This window comes from Bacillus sp. 2CMS4F (genome assembly GCF_023161785.1).
In the GTDB taxonomy this organism is placed as follows: domain Bacteria; phylum Bacillota; class Bacilli; order Bacillales; family Bacillaceae; genus Bacillus; species Bacillus halotolerans.
This window is the reverse complement of sequence record NZ_JALNTO010000002.1, coordinates 68,022-85,348: the sequence shown is the minus strand read 5'-3', so window position 1 is coordinate 85,348 and position 17,327 is coordinate 68,022. Positions and strand designations below refer to the sequence as shown.

16 protein-coding genes are annotated in these 17,327 nt (G+C 45.2%); 1 reads left to right on the top strand and 15 read right to left on the bottom strand.

The genetic code is table 11. The features are described 5' to 3' along the window. Positions 1 to 20 precede the first annotated feature (20 nt). From MTN95_RS03730 to rmgP, 6 genes are all read right to left on the bottom strand, one after another. Positions 21 to 203 carry a sporulation protein Cse60 gene (locus MTN95_RS03730; RefSeq protein ID WP_003325003.1) on the bottom strand — a complete coding sequence of 61 codons (183 nt, stop codon included), beginning with the start codon at positions 201 to 203 and terminating at the stop codon, positions 21 to 23. 64 nt (positions 204 to 267) lie between these two features. Then, positions 268 to 936: a YesL family protein gene (locus tag MTN95_RS03725; RefSeq protein ID WP_105953364.1), complete on the bottom strand. Its 669-nt coding sequence runs from the start codon at positions 934 to 936 to the stop codon at positions 268 to 270. A gap of 21 nt (positions 937 to 957) precedes the next feature. Next, the gene (locus tag MTN95_RS03720) at positions 958 to 2,247 is read right to left on the bottom strand and encodes a Gfo/Idh/MocA family protein (protein ID WP_248336993.1); all 1,290 of its coding nucleotides are present in this window, start codon (positions 2,245 to 2,247) and stop codon (positions 958 to 960) included. Between the two features lie 12 nt (positions 2,248 to 2,259). Further along, entirely contained in the window at positions 2,260 to 2,763 is a 504-nt protein-coding gene (locus MTN95_RS03715) for a lipoprotein YteS (RefSeq protein ID WP_248336992.1), read from the bottom strand. Next, entirely contained in the window at positions 2,760 to 3,881 is a 1,122-nt protein-coding gene (locus MTN95_RS03710) for a glycoside hydrolase family 88/105 protein (protein ID WP_248337448.1), read from the bottom strand. Before MTN95_RS03710 ends, MTN95_RS03715 begins: the two co-directional genes overlap by 4 nt. Before the next feature lie 7 nt (positions 3,882 to 3,888). Beyond that, positions 3,889 to 4,854: a polygalacturonan/rhamnogalacturonan ABC transporter permease gene (gene rmgP, locus MTN95_RS03705; protein WP_059352175.1), complete on the bottom strand. Its 966-nt coding sequence runs from the start codon at positions 4,852 to 4,854 to the stop codon at positions 3,889 to 3,891. Between the two features lie 207 nt (positions 4,855 to 5,061). Here rmgP and MTN95_RS03700 point away from each other — a divergent pair, with 207 nt between their 5' ends. Next, positions 5,062 to 7,377, top strand: coding sequence for a helix-turn-helix domain-containing protein (locus MTN95_RS03700; protein WP_248336991.1), 2,316 nt, complete (start codon positions 5,062 to 5,064; stop codon positions 7,375 to 7,377). Positions 7,378 to 7,416: 39 nt separating this feature from the next. On the opposite strand, the gene MTN95_RS03695 is transcribed toward MTN95_RS03700, so the two are convergent. The 9 genes from MTN95_RS03695 to bioW all read right to left on the bottom strand — a co-directional run bounded on the left by MTN95_RS03695 (position 7,417) and on the right by bioW (position 17,100). Beyond that, complete coding sequence (locus MTN95_RS03695; protein WP_105953360.1) at positions 7,417 to 8,907, bottom strand: extracellular solute-binding protein; 1,491 nt, start codon at positions 8,905 to 8,907, stop codon at positions 7,417 to 7,419. 23 nt (positions 8,908 to 8,930) lie between these two features. Then, entirely contained in the window at positions 8,931 to 9,791 is an 861-nt protein-coding gene (locus MTN95_RS03690; RefSeq protein WP_105953794.1) for a carbohydrate ABC transporter permease, read from the bottom strand. A 205-nt stretch (positions 9,792 to 9,996) separates the two neighbouring features. Further along, positions 9,997 to 10,767: an NAD-dependent epimerase/dehydratase family protein gene (locus MTN95_RS03685; protein WP_248336990.1), complete on the bottom strand. Its 771-nt coding sequence runs from the start codon at positions 10,765 to 10,767 to the stop codon at positions 9,997 to 9,999. Between the two features lie 82 nt (positions 10,768 to 10,849). Further along, positions 10,850 to 12,034: a biotin biosynthesis cytochrome P450 gene (gene bioI / locus MTN95_RS03680; RefSeq protein ID WP_248336989.1), complete on the bottom strand. Its 1,185-nt coding sequence runs from the start codon at positions 12,032 to 12,034 to the stop codon at positions 10,850 to 10,852. An 89-nt stretch (positions 12,035 to 12,123) separates the two neighbouring features. Then, on the bottom strand, positions 12,124 to 13,131 hold the full coding sequence (gene bioB, locus MTN95_RS03675; protein WP_105990185.1) for a biotin synthase BioB: 1,008 nt from the start codon (positions 13,129 to 13,131) through the stop codon (positions 12,124 to 12,126). A 2-nt stretch (positions 13,132 to 13,133) separates the two neighbouring features. Beyond that, positions 13,134 to 13,829, bottom strand: coding sequence for a dethiobiotin synthase (gene bioD, locus MTN95_RS03670; RefSeq protein WP_059352171.1), 696 nt, complete (start codon positions 13,827 to 13,829; stop codon positions 13,134 to 13,136). Next, a complete protein-coding gene (gene bioF, locus MTN95_RS03665) occupies positions 13,826 to 14,998 on the bottom strand; it encodes an 8-amino-7-oxononanoate synthase (RefSeq protein ID WP_248336988.1) in 1,173 nt (390 codons plus the stop codon). Before bioF ends, bioD begins: the two co-directional genes overlap by 4 nt. Continuing rightward, positions 14,988 to 16,334: an adenosylmethionine--8-amino-7-oxononanoate transaminase gene (gene bioA / locus MTN95_RS03660; RefSeq protein ID WP_248337446.1), complete on the bottom strand. Its 1,347-nt coding sequence runs from the start codon at positions 16,332 to 16,334 to the stop codon at positions 14,988 to 14,990. Before bioA ends, bioF begins: the two co-directional genes overlap by 11 nt. Further along, positions 16,306 to 17,100 (bottom strand): 6-carboxyhexanoate--CoA ligase, encoded by a 795-nt coding sequence (gene bioW, locus MTN95_RS03655; protein WP_248336987.1) that lies wholly within the window; start codon positions 17,098 to 17,100, stop codon positions 16,306 to 16,308. Before bioW ends, bioA begins: the two co-directional genes overlap by 29 nt. Positions 17,101 to 17,327 lie beyond the last annotated feature (227 nt).

Here is a 17,327-nt window from a genome sequence, read left to right as displayed (position 1 = left end):
GTCCGCGGGAAGATCTTTTTTTATTTTCGATATAGAATGAGTGCGGAAAAACAGTAGAGCTGCTCGCCTTCAGGGTCACACGCCGCTGAAACCGTATATTTGATATCAACCAGCTGCTCTTCCGATATTCCTTTTAAAAATGAATTGATCTCCGTTTGCAAATCTTTTTCATGCTCTTCATCAAACACTGCCACCTTCAGCATTTATCCGCTCTCCTTTCTCTATCAATCTATTCCGTTTGGAATCAATATATGATAGAGAAAATGTTTACCTCGTCTCCGGATAAAAAGCTTCTGGTGTAGGATGTTTCTTTGCCGGTTCATGGTCCTGCTGCTCCAGCTTCACCAGGACGGCATAAGCGATCCTCATGTGGCAGTAGCTGATGAGACTGACGCTGAAAAAAGGAACAATTCCCGGCAGATAAGCCAGCAGGAAAAAGAGCGCGACCGTCAGCGCAAGCATGACGAGGGTATATTGTAAGTACGCCACACTCAGCAAGAGGGAAAACTTAAAATACAGGCGCTTTTTCCAATCAAAGTGGACGAGCAGCGGAAACACATAAAAAAGCATTGATACAAACAGAAAGCCAAATATCATAATAGCAAAGCGCAGGATATGCAATAAGAAGTGGCTCGGGTAAATAAAGGCCAAATCGATATAAATGATCAAACCGATTAACACCAGTACAGCACCGATCAGATTGGAACGGAGAAATTCAGCTTTGTATTCCCGCCAAAAGGTCGGCAGCACCGGAACGTGATCCTGATCCTGAATCCATTTTCGCATAACAGCGAATAAAGCGGCAGTCGCGGGCATGACACCGAACACTCCGAGACCGATGATCGTAAAAAGCAGCCAAAGCAAATTGGTATACGCAAACCTCATGATCCACTCGCAAAAACGCAGCACCCGTGCCATTGATCCGTCATGTTCCACGAAAGCCCCTCCTCTTCGCTTTTATACATTTTGCATATGAAAAAGCTGTTTAATATCAATTGGTTTTTTTTCAACAACGGAACGCCATATTCCCTCACCGACCGCGATAGAATAGGCTCCGGCTTCGGCTCCGGCCAAAATGTCATACTGGCGCAGCGGATCTTTGCCTATAAATAGATCAGCAAGCAAAAGCGGATCACCTCCGCCGTGTCCTCCCTCGTTTTTGACGACTTGAATGGTCTGCTTCGATTCAAAAAGCGGATAATACTCAATCGTCTGCTCGGGAAAAGCAAACGGAATTCTGGAAGGCTCATGGAATTCATTTGATTCAATGCGTCCTTTTGTGCCGTTTATCGTAAGGCGGTAGCCTTCGTACGGAGCGGAAAATGTGATCGAGTAGCTTAAAAGCGCACCGCCGTCATATTTGACAGCCGCCACATACGTATCCTCAATGTTGATCTCCTCGTCAAAAATGCATGCGTCAGGGCGATATGCGGTATATAAGCTTGACTGGTCTGCATCCGCCTTAAGATGATCATCCTTTACTGAAGCTTTAGAGGCACGGGGGTGCCATCTCGCATAGTAATGGCATTTCTCTTTGACCCGGCATGTGCCGCAAAAACGCCCGTCTTCTTCCGGCAGCGGATTCCACTCACTGTCCGGCCCGTAGTAATTCAACTCGCCGTAAGCAAATACCTCCGCCGGGTTTTGGCCGAGCCACCAATTCACCAGATCGAAATGATGTGTGGATTTATGGACAGAAAGGCCGCCGGAAAATTGCCTGGATCGGTTCCAGCGTTTAAAATAGCTGGCGCCGTGATAGGTATCAATATACCAATTCAAATCAACAGACGTGACCCTTCCTATTTTTCCTTCTAAAATCATTTCTTTGATTTTCCGATGATACGGACTGTAGCGGTAATTAAACGCGACAGTAACCTTCCCTTTGCTTTTCGCTTCTGCCTCAAGCACCCGCTTTGCATCCTGCACCGTCGTCACCATCGGTTTTTCCGTTATGACATCCGTATCCCACTGAAGGCTTCTCAATATATAGGTGATATGGGTGTCATCCCTTCCCGTCACAATCACAATGTCTGGCTTCGAAACGCTCATCATATGGTCAAAATCTTCTTCTTTATACTCCGGTACTTGTGCAAGCTCCGGAAATGCCTCTTTGCAGACGGCGAATCGTTTCGAATCGGCATCCAGCAATCCCGTAATTTCATAAATGGATGAAAACTGTTTGAGCAGCGGTTTGATAAACATGCTGAGGGCTCTGCTGCTTAATCCGCAAATGACGATGCTTTTCAATGGTCCCCACCCCTATCGGACTTCTGTTAATTGGGAAATCAGCTGCAGCGCTTCCTCTGTTTTTTCGGAGTATACAGGGATAAACGCCGCCATATTTCGATTCAGCCGAAAAGAATAGCCGTTCAGCTGTTTTTCCCCTTTCTCAATCAGAACGGCATAGACTGTTTTTTCTCCCGTTTTTTGATTTACGGCTGTATAGGGCGATGAATGTTTCAGTGACAATCCGTCTAACGGCTGAAAATTTTCCGGATCATCGTATGCTGCAAACAAGTCTTCAGGCACGATAAAGACGTCACCCTCGCGAGCCGTAATTTCAGTCAGCAGCTTTTCCGGCAAAACGGGAAAGATTTCTGCCCTGCCTGCCTTCTTTTCAGCGGCCTCTTTTATGTTATCCTGTACGCCTGCCTGCATATCTGAAAACAGGATGACATGAATGCCGTCCGGTCTGCTTGAGCACGAAGCCAAAAACAGCAACGAGACGATCACACATACAGCCGCACATAGAGATCTTTTCATTTTTCGTCTGGCCCGAGAAGCGCTTCCAATTCTGTCATCGCCAAAATAAACGCTCCCGCCCCGTGAAGGTCGTTTGTGCTCCGTTCGCGGCTGACATAATAATCATAAAATCCTGCCGACGTTCCGACACATATATCTTTGACGAGAAACGCGCCGTCTTTTGTTGTTTCAGTTTTATGCTGAATCAGCCCTTGATACGCTTTTAATAAAGGCGTTTTATAGGATCTGTCGAGATATCCTTTATTAATTCCTTTAGCGATGGCATACATATACAGGCACGATCCCGAGCTTTCCAGCCAGTTGTCAGATCTGTCGCCCTTGTCAACGATCTGATACCATAATCCTGTTTCCTTGTCTTGGCAGCGGCAGATGCTTTCGAGCATGTCCTGCAGTGTTTTTTTCCAGACATGACGGGTTGGGTGCTTCTCAGGCAGCTCTTCAATCATGTCTGCGAGTGACATGACGTACCAGCCGATTGAACGCGCCCAAAACTCCGGAGAGCAGCCTGTCTCTTGACTGGCCCAAGGCATTTTTTTCGCTTCATCCCACGCATGATAGAAGAGCCCGGTCTTTGGATCCTTCGTATGCTTTCTCATCAGGCCTTCCTGAAGCACAACCATGTCAAACAGCTCCGGCTCGTGCTTCAAATTGGCATATTTCAGTGCAAACGGCCCACCCATATATAAACCGTCAAGCCACATTTGATATGGATAGCCGTCCTTATGCCAGAACCCCTGCTCTGACGTTCGGTTCAGCGTTCCGTATAAGCCCCGCAGCCTTTTTGCCGCTTTTACATAGCGTTCATCCTTCGTCTTGTCGTATAAAGGAAAAAGAATAAGGCCCGCCTGGATTGCGTCTAGTTCGTCTCTTTTAAATAATAGATTGCCGTAATCATCAATTAGGAGATCCGCATAAGCTTTCGCATAATCAAAGTACCGTTTCTGTCCGGTTGCTTCCCAAAGACGCAAAACCCCGCATAAGAAAACGCCCTGATGATAGTGCCAGCGGTTTGCAGGCGGCAGCTCTTCAACTGTATACGTGTTCATAATCGTTTCTGCCAATGCCTCCGCATACGTAAGAGGCGACTTTACAGCGATTGATTGATCCATTGATACCATCCCTTTCTTAATAGATTCCTTCCTCGCCAAATTTCTTCGCCAAACGATTCGCAAGCATGACCAAAATCAGTCCGACCGCCGCTTTAAATACGCCGACCGCTGTACTGTAGCTGAATTGGCCCTGTTTCAGCCCTGCAGTATAAACGTACGTATCAAAAATTTCCGCGACTTCCCTGTTTGTGGCGTTTAACAGCAAATATACATGCTCAAAGCCAAGCTCCAGCGTGTCCCCAATTTTTAAAATCAGCAAAACGACGATGACGCTTTTGATAGCCGGCAGCGTAATATGCCACATTTGCCGCAGCCGTCCCGCTCCGTCCATTTTCGCCGCTTCATAAAGCTGAGGATCAACCGCCGTCATTGCGGCCAGGTAGATGATCGTTGACCAGCCCGCTTCTCTCCAGATAACCTGCAGAATATACAGCGGACGGAACCATTCTTCATTCAGCAGAAAATTGATTTTTTCGCCGCCAAAAAACGTAATCAGTTCATTAATCAGGCCCCCGTCTACTGTCAAAAGCACAAATGACAGCGATACAACAATGACCCAGGACATAAAGTGCGGAATATAAATCAGCGTCTGAACGAATTTTTTAAAGAGTGCGATCCGCACTTCGTTTAGAAGAAGCGCTAATAAAATCGGCACCGGAAAAAAAATGACCAGATTCAAGGCAAAGAGCACGAGCGTATTTTTTAACAGGACAAAAAATGTAGGCTCTGTAAACAGCCTGATAAAATGCTTCAGCCCGACCCACTCGCTGCCCCAAATACCGAGAAACGGCTGATAATCCTGAAACGCAATCACGATTCCCCACATTGGAACGTATTTAAAAAGCAAAAAATAAATACATCCCGGCAAAATCATAAAGTACAAAAACTTTTGCTGCAGCAGCTTATTTAGTAAGCGCTTTCTTTTTTCTTTTTTAAAAATGACTGCGTCTACAGCCGGCGCTTGCGCTTCTGCTGTTTTCATCTTTTTCAAAGCCTCCTTTCACGGGTTCTTGTTTTCACTGTAGCGCAGCGTGCAAAAGTCCGTCTACAATCATATGATCACATTCTGCCTGAGCCCTTTGTCATCAAGGGTTTCGCCTCTCTATCTGAAAAAAAGACACCGATATTAGAAAATGATTATTGACAATATCTATCAATCTTTGGATTAATTGTATTAAGGTGTTATGAAATGGGGGGTTTTATGAAAAGAAGCCAATACAAGTTTTATTACAAACTCATCACGTTTTTTTGTTTACTCAGCACCATTCCCGTCATTTTGGTCGGTTTGTTTTCGTACGAGCACTCTCAGAAAACGGCCATCTCCAACGTTTCGGAGGAAAAACTTGACACACTCCAGCAGACCCAGCTAAGCATCGAGCACATCCTAAAAACCGTCGATCATTCTTTAACCCACTATGTGAGTTCGCCGCCTCTCCTCCGCACACTGTCCGAGCCTTTGCACTCTGACCAATTTCAAATCTATGACCAAGTGAACCAAGAGCTCAACTATTTGCAAAGCTTTGATACCGATTTGTCCAACATGACGCTTGTCAGCTATATGAAAAACTGGTACATGAACAATTCCGGTTTGTACCGCATGAATACGGACTCCCTTCATGAAGCAGCCGAGGCGTATTCGAAAAACAAAGCGAGCCGGTCCTATTGGACGCTGGAAAAAAACAACCGTTTGATCTCCACAAAGGAAGGCGCTTCAGAAAGCTGCCGGTATAATATCAATTTGATTAAGCAGCTCCCGCTGAACAGCACAAACACGAAGGGACTGGCAGCCGCAAGCATCCCAAGCTGTTCACTCGTTAAAAATATGCCTGATTATTCAAGCGCAAACAGCGTGTTTATCATTGATGAAAAAGGCCGTATCATCCTTCACAACAACCTGTCTGATATAGGCGATTCTCTTCAGAACGACGATTTTGTCAAAAAAATGCTGGCGCAAAGCTCCAAAAGCGGCCAGTTTGAAACAGTCATTGACCTCATTCATTATAAAGTGACCTATCAAAAATCAGACTATAACACGTGGACTTATTTTTCTCTCGTTTCCCTGCCTGAACTAAAAAAAGAAGCCAAGTCGATCGGCTGGATCACCTTTACGGTATGCTTCGTTTTGTTAACGCTTTCATTATTATTCTCTTGGCTGGGCTCCCGTCATTTTTATAAGCCGATCCGGCTGCTTTATGAATCGTTTGCGCGGCACGGAGCCTTTCCAGAAAAACAGCCTCATCAAAACGAGTTTGAATTAATTGAGCAAAGCTTCAAACAGCTCAAAAACAGAAACGACGACCTTGAAGAAACAATGAGGCAGCAGGCCACTCATCTTCAGCAATATTTTATGGTCAGGCTTATGCTTGGAAAGCTGACGGATGAGGAGGTCAATAACCGCTTTGAAAGCCTCGGCTTAAAACAAAATTGGCGGCATCTCGCCCTGCTGGTGCTCCAAATTGACACGCTGAATCAGACACCGTATGAGAAAAAAGATATGGATCTGCTGTTGTTTGCCGTCAACAGCCTGATTGAGCGGAACATCCCCGCGGAAAAACGCCTCGCACCAGCGGTAGTCGATAAACAGCAGGCAACCATATTGATGAATGAGAGCGGAACAAAAGAGGCATTTATGGCCGAGCTGAATGATACTGCCCGGATGATTCAGGATACAGTTGAAGCTGAGCTGCACCTGTCTGTCAGCATCGGCGTCAGCCAGCCGTTTGATGCATTAGCAATGGCGAAAAACGCCTATGCGGAAGGCTTAGAAGCGTTAAAATACCGGCTGAAAGCAGAAAACAAATCGATTATCTTTTATGAAGACCTGGATCAGAAAAAAACGTTCAAAACCCATTTTCCGAAGCAGCTTCAGCATGAGCTGTTTGATGCTGTAAAAGCCGGTGACAAGGAGAAAGCAGACAAATGCCTGCACGCGATTTTACAGTCGATTTTTACACACAACACCAACCCGTACCAATTTCAGATCGCAATCGCCCGTTTTCTGAATCATGTCATTGAACTGATGCATGTACTCGGAATTGAACTATTTGAGCTTGAAGAAAACAAAATGCTGTATGACCAAATTTTTGAGCTGAAGACATTCGAGGATACTGAAAACTGGCTGAAGCAAGAATTCATTGATCCGATGACAGACAAAGTAAATGCCCGGGCCGATGCACAGTACAAAAATATTTCCGACAACATAATCCATATCATCCACCATGAGTTTGAATCCGATTTAACGCTGGACGAAATTGCCCGCAGGCTGCATTACAACCCGAACTACTTAAGCAGTATTTTCAAAAAAGAAATGGGCATTTCATTCAGCGAGTATGTATCAAATTACCGCCACCATATGGCAAAAAGCTGGCTGGCTGAATCCGACATGGCGGTGAAAGACATAGCTGAAAAGCTCAAATACAAAAACTCTCAAAACTTTATCAGGTCCTTTAAAAAGCTGGAAGGCATCACACCGGGCAACTACCGCCAGCAAAAAAGAAGCATATAAAAACCCAAAACCGCTTGCGCGTTTTGGGTTTTTTCAATATTACTTTGTTTTTTTAAACGCTTCTTCGTATTCCTGAATAATCTGCTTTCCTCCGCTTGTTTCCCATTTTTCAACTTCTTTATCAAACTGGCTTTCTGTAATTTCTCCGATCATATATTTATAGGTGGCATCGTCTATCATTTTTTTCAGTTCATCTCCGCGTTCAGACTCCGCGGCGGAATACAAGCTCTCTGCCGGATTGGAGACGATGATGTTTTCATTGTCTTCCGTGAGCTCCTCGTACGCTGTCCGCAGCGGATCACCGGTGTTTTTTAAGTATGCTTTATCGATGGCGATTAAGGCGGACAGCGGCTGAATATCAGTCTGCCAATCTTTTACCTGGCTTTCTTTTCTTGTGAATGTTTTGCCCTTTCCTTTATTGTAATGGACCCCGTCAATGCCGTATGTCATCAGGCTGTAGACGTCCTCTTCTGCTATTCGGTCAAAAAACGCCAAGATCCGTTTCAGCTCGGCTTCTGATTTCACACTCGTTTTCGGAAAAGCAAATACACCGTTATGCCCTCCTGACGCCCATACACGCTCTTTTCCGTCAGGGCCTTTTATGCGGTTGATGATCTCCAGCTCCATTGATTTATCGGAAGCATTGTCACGCAAATTGACAGCGTCCACCATATTCCCGATATAGATGCCGGCTTTTCCTTGAGAAAACAGCTCCTGCTGCTGGGTTTTGCTTGTGACCGGAAAGTCTTTATTCATGTAGCCGTTATCACGCAGTTTTTTCATGTAATCCATCGTGTCTTTGTATTCTTTCGTCATGAAATCAGGCGTAAATGTGCCGTTTGATTCCTTCCAGTCTGTCGGCATGCCTTCATAAGAGCCAAGCGTCTTAAAAGCGCCGTAAATCAGATCATTTCGGTCAGTCAATCCGAATGTATCATCTTTTCCATCCTTGTCCGGGTCGTTCTCTGTAAACGCTTTGGCAACTTCATAAAGATCATCCAGCGTTTCCGGCGTTTTCAAATTCAAATTGTCCAGCCAGTCCTTCCGAATGACGATGCCTTGTCTTGAGAGAGGACGCTCTCTGTATATCCCGTAAAGCTTGCCATCGATTGTGACATTTTTATTAATGAGTTTATTCATCTTGTTTAAATTCGGATAATCTTTGATATAATCGCCGATTTCCCAGAACATTCCCGATCTGAAGGCATTCATGACTGACGAATTTTTAATGTCTTGAATCGTCACGATTTGCGGGAGATTGCCGGCTGCAAGCGCCGCATTCAGTCTGTCTTCTTTCACCGCATCAGGAACCCACGTGATGTCCAGTTCTGTATTTGTGAGCTTCTCAATTTCTTTGATCGCCCTGTCTTTCGGCGGCTGCTGGTGATACAAAATCGCCATCATAGACAGCTTTACCTTTGAATCCGAGTCCTCCTTGCCTGATGATTGATCAGCCCCTTTACAGCCCGCCAGCACTCCGCCGAGAGCAAATACAAGCACAATCAGAAGCACCCTCCATTTGTTTCCCATCATATCCCTCCGTTTCATATTCTTTATCCTTTGACAGACCCCAGCAAAGCCCCTTTTGCAAAATGCTTTTGAATAAATGGATAGACCAGCAGAACCGGAATGGTCGCTACGACTATTACTGCCATTTTGATCGTTTGCTCAGGCGGCGGGCTGCCCGAGCCCATTTCCGACATATCCCCTTGTACCCCGCTTGATACAATAACGATTTGGCGCAAAAGCACCTGAATCGGCCACTTAGCTGAATCATTTAAGTACAAGATCGCCGTCATATACGTATTCCAGTACGTCACCGCATAAAACAGTGAAATCGTTGCGATTGCTGGAAGAGACAGCGGCAGCACAATTTTGAAGAAAATCCCCAAATCATTGCAGCCGTCAATTTTTGCGGACTCTTCCAGGCTCGCCGGGATGTTTTGAAAGAAGTTTTTCAGAATGATCAAGTTAAAGGCATTAATCGCTGTCGGTAAAATAAGGGCCCAGTAAGAATCGAGCAATCCAAGTGATTTGACCACCAGGAAAGTCGGAATCATTCCGCCGCTGAAGAGCATCGTAAATACGACGAGAAACATGAGCGGCTGCCGTCCAATTAAGTCGCGGCGGGATAAACCGTAAGCCATCAATGAAGAAAGAAACATGCTGACCGCCGTGCCTACAACTGTCACAAACACAGAAACGAGCAAGCTTTTATAAATGATATCTGTCGAAAAAATGTAACGATAGGCATCGAGCGAAAAAGTGGTCGGTATTAAGATGAATTTTTTCGAAACCACTTCCTCTACTGTGGCAAAGGATGCCGCAATGACATGAATAAACGGAAGTACGCATATTAAAGCGAACATCAGCAAAAATCCGTAAATCAACATATCAAACAGGCGATTTTTCAGTGAATGTGCGATCGTTCCCACCTCCTTTTGTAAGCGTTATCATTTTTGATAAACGAGCTGCAGCTTGTGACGATATCGTGTCTAAAATGTAGCAAATGTGCGATTGCCGTGTCTATAATCATTTGAACACTGTCCCTTGCCCGACGGCATCGGAACTGGCTTGAAACCGATCATAAAAGAAAAAGAGCATAATCTTAGAAAATGATTATGCTCTGTTATTGCTGTTCTCTTCCTCTTTCAGAAGCTCAGCGGTATTCATTTGAGGCGCAAACCCAAGCTCCTGAACCGCGGATTCTATCGACCACGGCTTGCCGGGATTGTCAGAGACGGCGTAATAAGTGCCATAACGGATATTCGTTTCAATGGCTGCTTTAAAAATCGACAGCAAGTCCAGATGGGAAAGAAGCGTTTTTTTCGTCCGGTCGTTCTCATGCAGTGTATCCATTTCATCTGTGACAACCGTTCCAATTCGAAGGTTGATGACAGAGAGCTTATTTTCCAGATAAAACAGGTGGCCGATATGTTCCGAGGTCAGCTTTAGGACGCCGTATAGATTTTTTGACAGCGGATAATCGTCGGTTGTGATTTCCCGCCCTAAGAGCGAACGCCCGTCTTTTTCGTACACATCTGTCACATGATTGCTGCTGGCGAAAACAACCTTTGGGATGCCGAGCTCTGCTGCCGTGCGGCACAAATAGTAGCTTGCTCTATAAAAAATATCCGTCATTTTTTCAAATTCAGCTGTGTCCATGACATCGTATTTGATTTTGACAGCGAGTAAGTTCACGATCACGTCTGTATCTCTCGGAATCTTTTTCAATAGATCCTCATAGTTTGACGCGTCTGCCTGAATAGCGGGTGCTAAGCCTTCGTAGCGGTCTTTATCCAGCACCGTCACCTCGTACTCAGACATAAGCCCTTTAGCCAATATCCTCCCAATCACACCATTTCCGCCGGCGATCAGCACTTTTCTCATATGTTCACTCCCCTTTTTTATAGATTGCCCATTTTTGCCGGGGATGACACGTTTTCAGCATTCACATGGCCTTTAGCCTTCATTAAAAAATAATCGGCAGCTCCATAAGCGCTCTAAAACCAATTAGCTTCCGGTATCGCACTTCAGAAACAGCGAGCTGCAGGCCTGGCATGCGCTGCAGAAGAGTGTTGATTGCAATTTGTGCTTCTAGCCGCGCCAGCGAGGAACCTATACAAATATGGCGGCCCTGTCCGAACGAAAGATGGGGATTAGGGCTTCTGGTGATATCGAACTCATTGGCATGCGAGAATACTTTTGGGTCTCGATTGGCAGCCCCCAGCAGAATAAAGACATGCTCCCCTTGTCGAATCGTTACGCCATTCATTTCAATATCTTCTGACGAAACACGGGCTGTCATTTGTGTGGGGCTTTCATAGCGTAAACATTCTTCAACTGCGGTATGAATCAGAGCTGGGTTTTCTTTGAGCTGCAAAAGCTGTTCTTGATGCTGCAGCAGACAAAGAATTGAGTTGCTGATGAGATTCACTGTTGTTTCATGTCCGGCGATCGCCAGCAATATACACGTTGATGCCACTTCCTCCTCCGTCAGCTTACCAGCCTGTCCTTCCTTCAGCAACATGCTGATCACGTCATGCTGCGGTTTTTGTTTTCGTTTTTGAATAAGCTCTCTAAAATACTCCCTCATCACTACAGTGATCTGATTGCCATCTGTTAACACCTTTCTTGATCGGGTAAAATCAATCGTTTGAACAAGGTTTGACGACCACTCTTTAAATTGATCCCTTCCTTCTGCCGGCACACCTATGATCTTAGCTATAATGCTGCTTGCCAAAGGAAAAGCAAAGTCAGAAATCAGCTCCATCTTTTTTTTACCTTGCACTTGATCAAGCAGGTGATGGACAGTTTCATTTATAAATGGGCGATAGCCCTCTGTCATTCTCGGAGTAAATACCCCGCTGACCGGCATACGGAGGCGCCTGTGATCAGACTGATTCTGAAACAGCATCATCTGCTTCTGGACATGATTCAAATCCTTATATTTTATGGAGGTCTCAGGCAGCGGGACACGTGTTCTGAATCTGGTATCTTTCAGAATTGCTGCCGCTTCCTCATATCCCGTGACATACCAGCCTGGATACTTCAAAACATTCCCTTTATATAAAGGGTGTTCAGAACGTAATGTATCGTAAAAAGGATAAGGGTTTTTAAAAAACGCAGAAGGTGTAAGTGAAATTGGAATTGTCATATGCTCCCTCTCATGATTCTGACATCATCATTTTGACTCCATAAAAATAAAAGCAATCGACATGATACCGATTGCTTCTATTCTTGCTTTCAGCTATTTGCACTTAAACTGGCTTTCATTTCTTCGACCGATTCTACTTCAAATCCTAAATCACTCAGCATTTTATGATCCTCCGTCTCCTCCTGTCCGGAAGTCGTTAAATAATCTCCGACAAAGATGGAGTTGGCGGCGTACAGCCCCAATGGCTGCAATGAACGGAGATTGACCTCTCTTCCTCCAGAAATGCGGATTTCTTTTGACGGATTGATATAACGGAACAGCGCCAGCACTTTTAAGCAATACAGCGGGTTTAATTCATTTACGCCTTCTAATGGTGTGCCGTCAATCGCATGCAAAAAATTCACCGGAATGGAATCAGCGTCAAGGGCCTTCAAGCTTTGTGCGATATCGATGACATCCTGTTTCGTTTCCTTCATCCCGATAATGGCGCCTGAACATGGAGACATGCCGGAGGTTTTTGCAATCTCAACCGTATTGACCCTGTCCTCATACGTATGTGACGTGGTAATATTTGAATGATTTCTCTGTGATGTATTGACATTATGATTATAGCGGTCTACGCCGGCTTCTTTCAGCCGTTTCGCCTGCTCCGGCTTTAACAATCCGAGACACGCACAAACTTTCAGTCCATACGTATCTTTTATTTCCTGTACCGCTTCTACGACCCGATCCACTTCTCTGTTGGACGGCCCCCTGCCGCTTGCCACGATACAATATGTACCTATGTTCAAATCATGCGCCCGCTTTGCGCCTTCCAGAAGGGTTTCCTTATTCACCATCCGGTAACTCTCAATCGGCGCTTTTGAAATGGCAGACTGGGAACAATAGCCGCAATTTTCCGGACAGAGCCCTGATTTTGCATTCATAATCATATTGAGCTTTACTTTTTTTCCATAAAACCGTTTTCTGATGTGAAAAGCTCCATGCATCAAAAGCAAGATGTCTTCATCTGGACAGTTTAATATCGAAAGCGCCTCTTCGTTGGTCACCTCTGCTCCGCCCAGCACCCGGTCTGCAAGTTCCATCCATTGATTCATTTTCATGCCCCCACTCGATTGATCAGTAATGATAAATCTATATGGTCCTTCACCATATTCTGAATCGTTTCTTTTGTTGTGTTTATCAGCTTTGGCGTCACTCCTAATAGCGGCACACCGCATAGGCTTTCAATCATTTCAGGATTGGTTTTTTCATCATGATCTGGAGAATCACTGATTCCATTGATGACGATTCCGGCGATTGGAAGACCCATGCTTTTGGCATATTGAACAGTTAAAAAGGTGTGATTAATCGTTCCAAGATGAGGGCGTGCCACAATAATCACTGGAAGCTGTAACGCTTTTATGACATGACTGACTAAAAAATCCTCTCCCAATGGCACAGAAATCCCGCCCGCACCTTCTACGATGAAGCATTCATGTTTTTCTCTTATCCGCTCCCAATGGCGTAAGACCTCTTCCATTTTGACAGCCTTTCCCTCCAGCTTTCCTGCAACGTATGGAGCTAGCGGCTCTTTGAATGCAAAAGGCGTAATCTCTTCATGTGAAAGACTCGTTTGCGACATCTCTTTCAGCAGGCTTGTGTCGCTCTCTGGATGATGAGGGGAGATCCCGCTTAGAAATGGTTTAAATACTCCGACATCCATCTTATTTTCCCGCAATAAGGCTGCAAGACCGCTGGATATCACCGTTTTCCCCACTTCTGTATCTGTTCCGGTTACAAAAAAACCTCTCATGGAATGATGTTCAGCTCCTTTCCGATTGAACGAAATGCTTCCAGCAAATGATCAATATCCCTCATACTGTGCCCAGCAGTGATGGTTAATCGGATACGGCTTTCTCCTGGCGCAACGGTCGGCGGACGAATGGCAGGGGCATAGATTCCTTTGTCCTGCAGTTTTTCAGCAAACGTGACCGTTTTTCGGGTATCGCCGATGACCACCGGAATAATCGGTGTATGATGCCCCTTCACCACATAGCCCATGTGCTTCAGATTCGTTTTGATCATCTGGATATAAGAATATAAAAGCTGCCGTTTTTCCTTGCTGGCCTCCATGATGTCTAACGCCTCATGGGCAGCAGCACAGCTTGCCGGCGGAATAGCGGTTTGAAAGATAAACGTTCTGGCATGGTTCAGCAGAAAGTCGATGAATACCGCTGAACCTGCAGCGAATCCCCCTTCTGCTCCGGCAGCTTTGCTTAACGTGCCGATGACAATGTCAGGACAAACACCGAAATGTTCACTCGTCCCTCCTCCTGATTCGCCCAAAACACCTGTTGCATGCGCATCATCAACGATCACGTAAGCATTGCAGCGTTTAGCAAGGGAGATGATCTGATCAAGAGGGGCAATCGTGCCATCCATGCTGAATACCCCGTCTGTTACGATAAAACGGCGCTGGTACCGCTGTGTTTCTTTCAGTTTTTCTTCAAGATCAGCCATTTCGATATGGCGATAAATGACCGTATCAGCCTTAGACAGGCGGCAGCCATCGATGATACTTGCATGATTTAATTGATCACTTAAAATGACGTCCCCTTTTTCAGGTAACGAAGAAAGGACACCGACATTGGCTAAATAGCCGCTTGAAAACAGTAAAGCCGCTTCTGTCCGTTTAAAGCCGGCAATCTTTTTTTCGAGTTTTTCATGCCAGGTCGAATTGCCCGTCGTTAAACGCGAGCCGGTGCTTCCTGCTCCAAATTGCTGCAGTGCTTCTTGAGCTGCAGAGATCAAGCGGTTATGGTTTGCGAGGCCTAAATAATTGTTTGACGACCAGACCGTTTGATGTTTGCCATCAATCGTCACCTCCGGAATTGGAGGCCCATTCATTGTTCGCAGTGTACGGTATACGCCGGCTCCCTTCGCTTTGTCTAACCGGCGGCTTAACCAGCTGTCAATGCTCAAGGCTGGTTACCTCTTGGATCGCTTCTTTCATAATAGACACCATTGCTTCGAGCTCTTCAGCTGTGCTGGCAAGCGGAGGCAGAAATGCAATTACATCGCCGAGCGGTCTCGTCAGCATCCCGAGCTCTCTCATTTTCAAAGAAACTTTGTACCCTACCCGCCGATCAGCAGGATAAGGCCGTTTGGTTTCCTTTGACTGAACAAGCTCTGCGCCGCACATAAAGCCGAGCTGCCGAATATCCCCAACGTGAGGAAGAGCATGCAAGTCTTGAAGAAGTAAATGGAGCTTTTTACTTTTTTGCGCGACTTGTTCAACGATGTTTTCAGATTCAAATAATCTCAGGTTTTCAAGAGCAACCGCACAGCCAAGCTGATTTCCTGTATAGGAGTGACCGTGGAAAAAGGTTTTTTGTTCTTTGTAATCATCGTAGAATGCACGGTAGATGTCTTCGGTGGCAAAGGTGACGGCTATCGGCAAATAGCCTCCTGTAATGCCTTTGCCCGCAGCCATTAGATCAGGCTGAACATTTTCGTGCTCACATGCAAACATTTTCCCCGTACGCCCAAAACCAGTGGCAACTTCATCAACAATCATTAAGACATCGTAAGCTGTACAAAGCTCGCGCACACCTGCCAAGTATCCTTCCGGCATCACAATCATGCCGGATGCTCCTTGAACCATTGATTCAATCGAAAGTGCTGCAATTTCGTGATGGTGTTCCTTCAGCAGCTGTTCAAGCGCATAGAGACACTCATCACGGCTCTGCACAGGATCGCCGCTTTCAGAGCGGTATACATAAGGGATCGGAGCTTTATAACTATCAAACATTAACGGGCCATAGACGTGGTGGAACAGTTCAATCGAACCGACACTGACGGCACCGATCGTATCGCCGTGATACCCATTTTTCATTGCAATAAATTTTTGTTTCTCAGGCTTTCCGATGTTCTTCCAATATTGAAACGCCATTTTTAGAGCAATTTCCATCGCTTCTGCACCGCTGTCTGAATAAAAAACACGCGTCAGCTTCTCCGGACTGATCTCGGTTAATGTCTCGGCAAGTTCAGTCGCCGGAACGTTGGTCATGCCCAACAATGTGGAGTGAGCAATTTTTCCAAGCTGTTTTATGATGGCCTCATCTAATTCCTTTTTGCGGTGCCCGTGCACATTAAGCCAAACGGAGGAAAAGCCGTCATAATATTCCTTGCCGTTTATGTCTTTTACTTTGATTCCGTTGCCGCTTTCGATGATCAAGGGATGTTCATCATAGTCTTTCATTTGAGTAAAAGGCAGCCAAAGATGTTTTTTACTTTTTTCTATCAAATTTTGAGTCATCATCTTCCTCCCACTCTATTAAAATAGGCTGCTTCTCGAGATCATTTATGTATGTGTTTACATTTACAGAGCCGTCAGCAAAAAAGATTCGGCAGCCCTCTTCAGTCCCGTATTCTTTCATTGCTGTAATACGCTGATAGCCCAATTTTTTACCCGCGACGTAGCCTGTTATGTAATCAGGGTCATCTGACCAGCATAATTCTGCAACGGTTGCCGGATGCTCACTCACCTTTGAAGCAAGTGCAAGGGCCTCTTTTATTCTTGGGTTTAATGGTGCGCCATAGCGTTGTGCCCATTGTTCAAAATTGAGGTCGAGCCAATCCATTCTGGACACCCGTACACCTTTATCGTGTGTTTGATCAATTCGTTCGCCAGTGTGAATATCAACCACCACCGCTCCCCTGATACCTGACCATTCAGGAATTTGTTGATATGCTTTTTCAATCACTTTTCTTGGAACACCCGCTCTCTCCAATAAGAATCGGGCAAGACTTTGTCCCTCTTCCGGGGATTCTACTTCATTTGTCTTCATTGGTAATGGATGAATCTTCTTAACCGGCTCATGCACCTCTTCAAATTGAATTTGCATAAAATCCGGTTTTCCTCTAGAGTGAGATAACCCTTTTTCTAATAAGGCATTCACCGTACGTTTCATATTATCGAACGTGATGAGCCGTTCTCCGCCGGATATATGCTTTCCTCCATCTTCGTGAGACCCATTCATAGAAGCTCTCATTCTGACACTGTAAAATGTTTCTTCTTGCATACCTTCTCGCCCTTTCAGCTTTGATTACAGAAGAAAGTATTCTATTTGTTAACCATTTATAAATTAGGGTTAACAAATAGAATACTATTATGTATACACAATTCTGTCAATATCAGAACGCCATTTCCTCTTAAACAAAATCTATTTATCATGTATATTCCTGATAACTGTATTGATCCGCTAGAAAAAGAAGAGACGGGCAGATGCTCGCCTCCTTACCTGTTTAG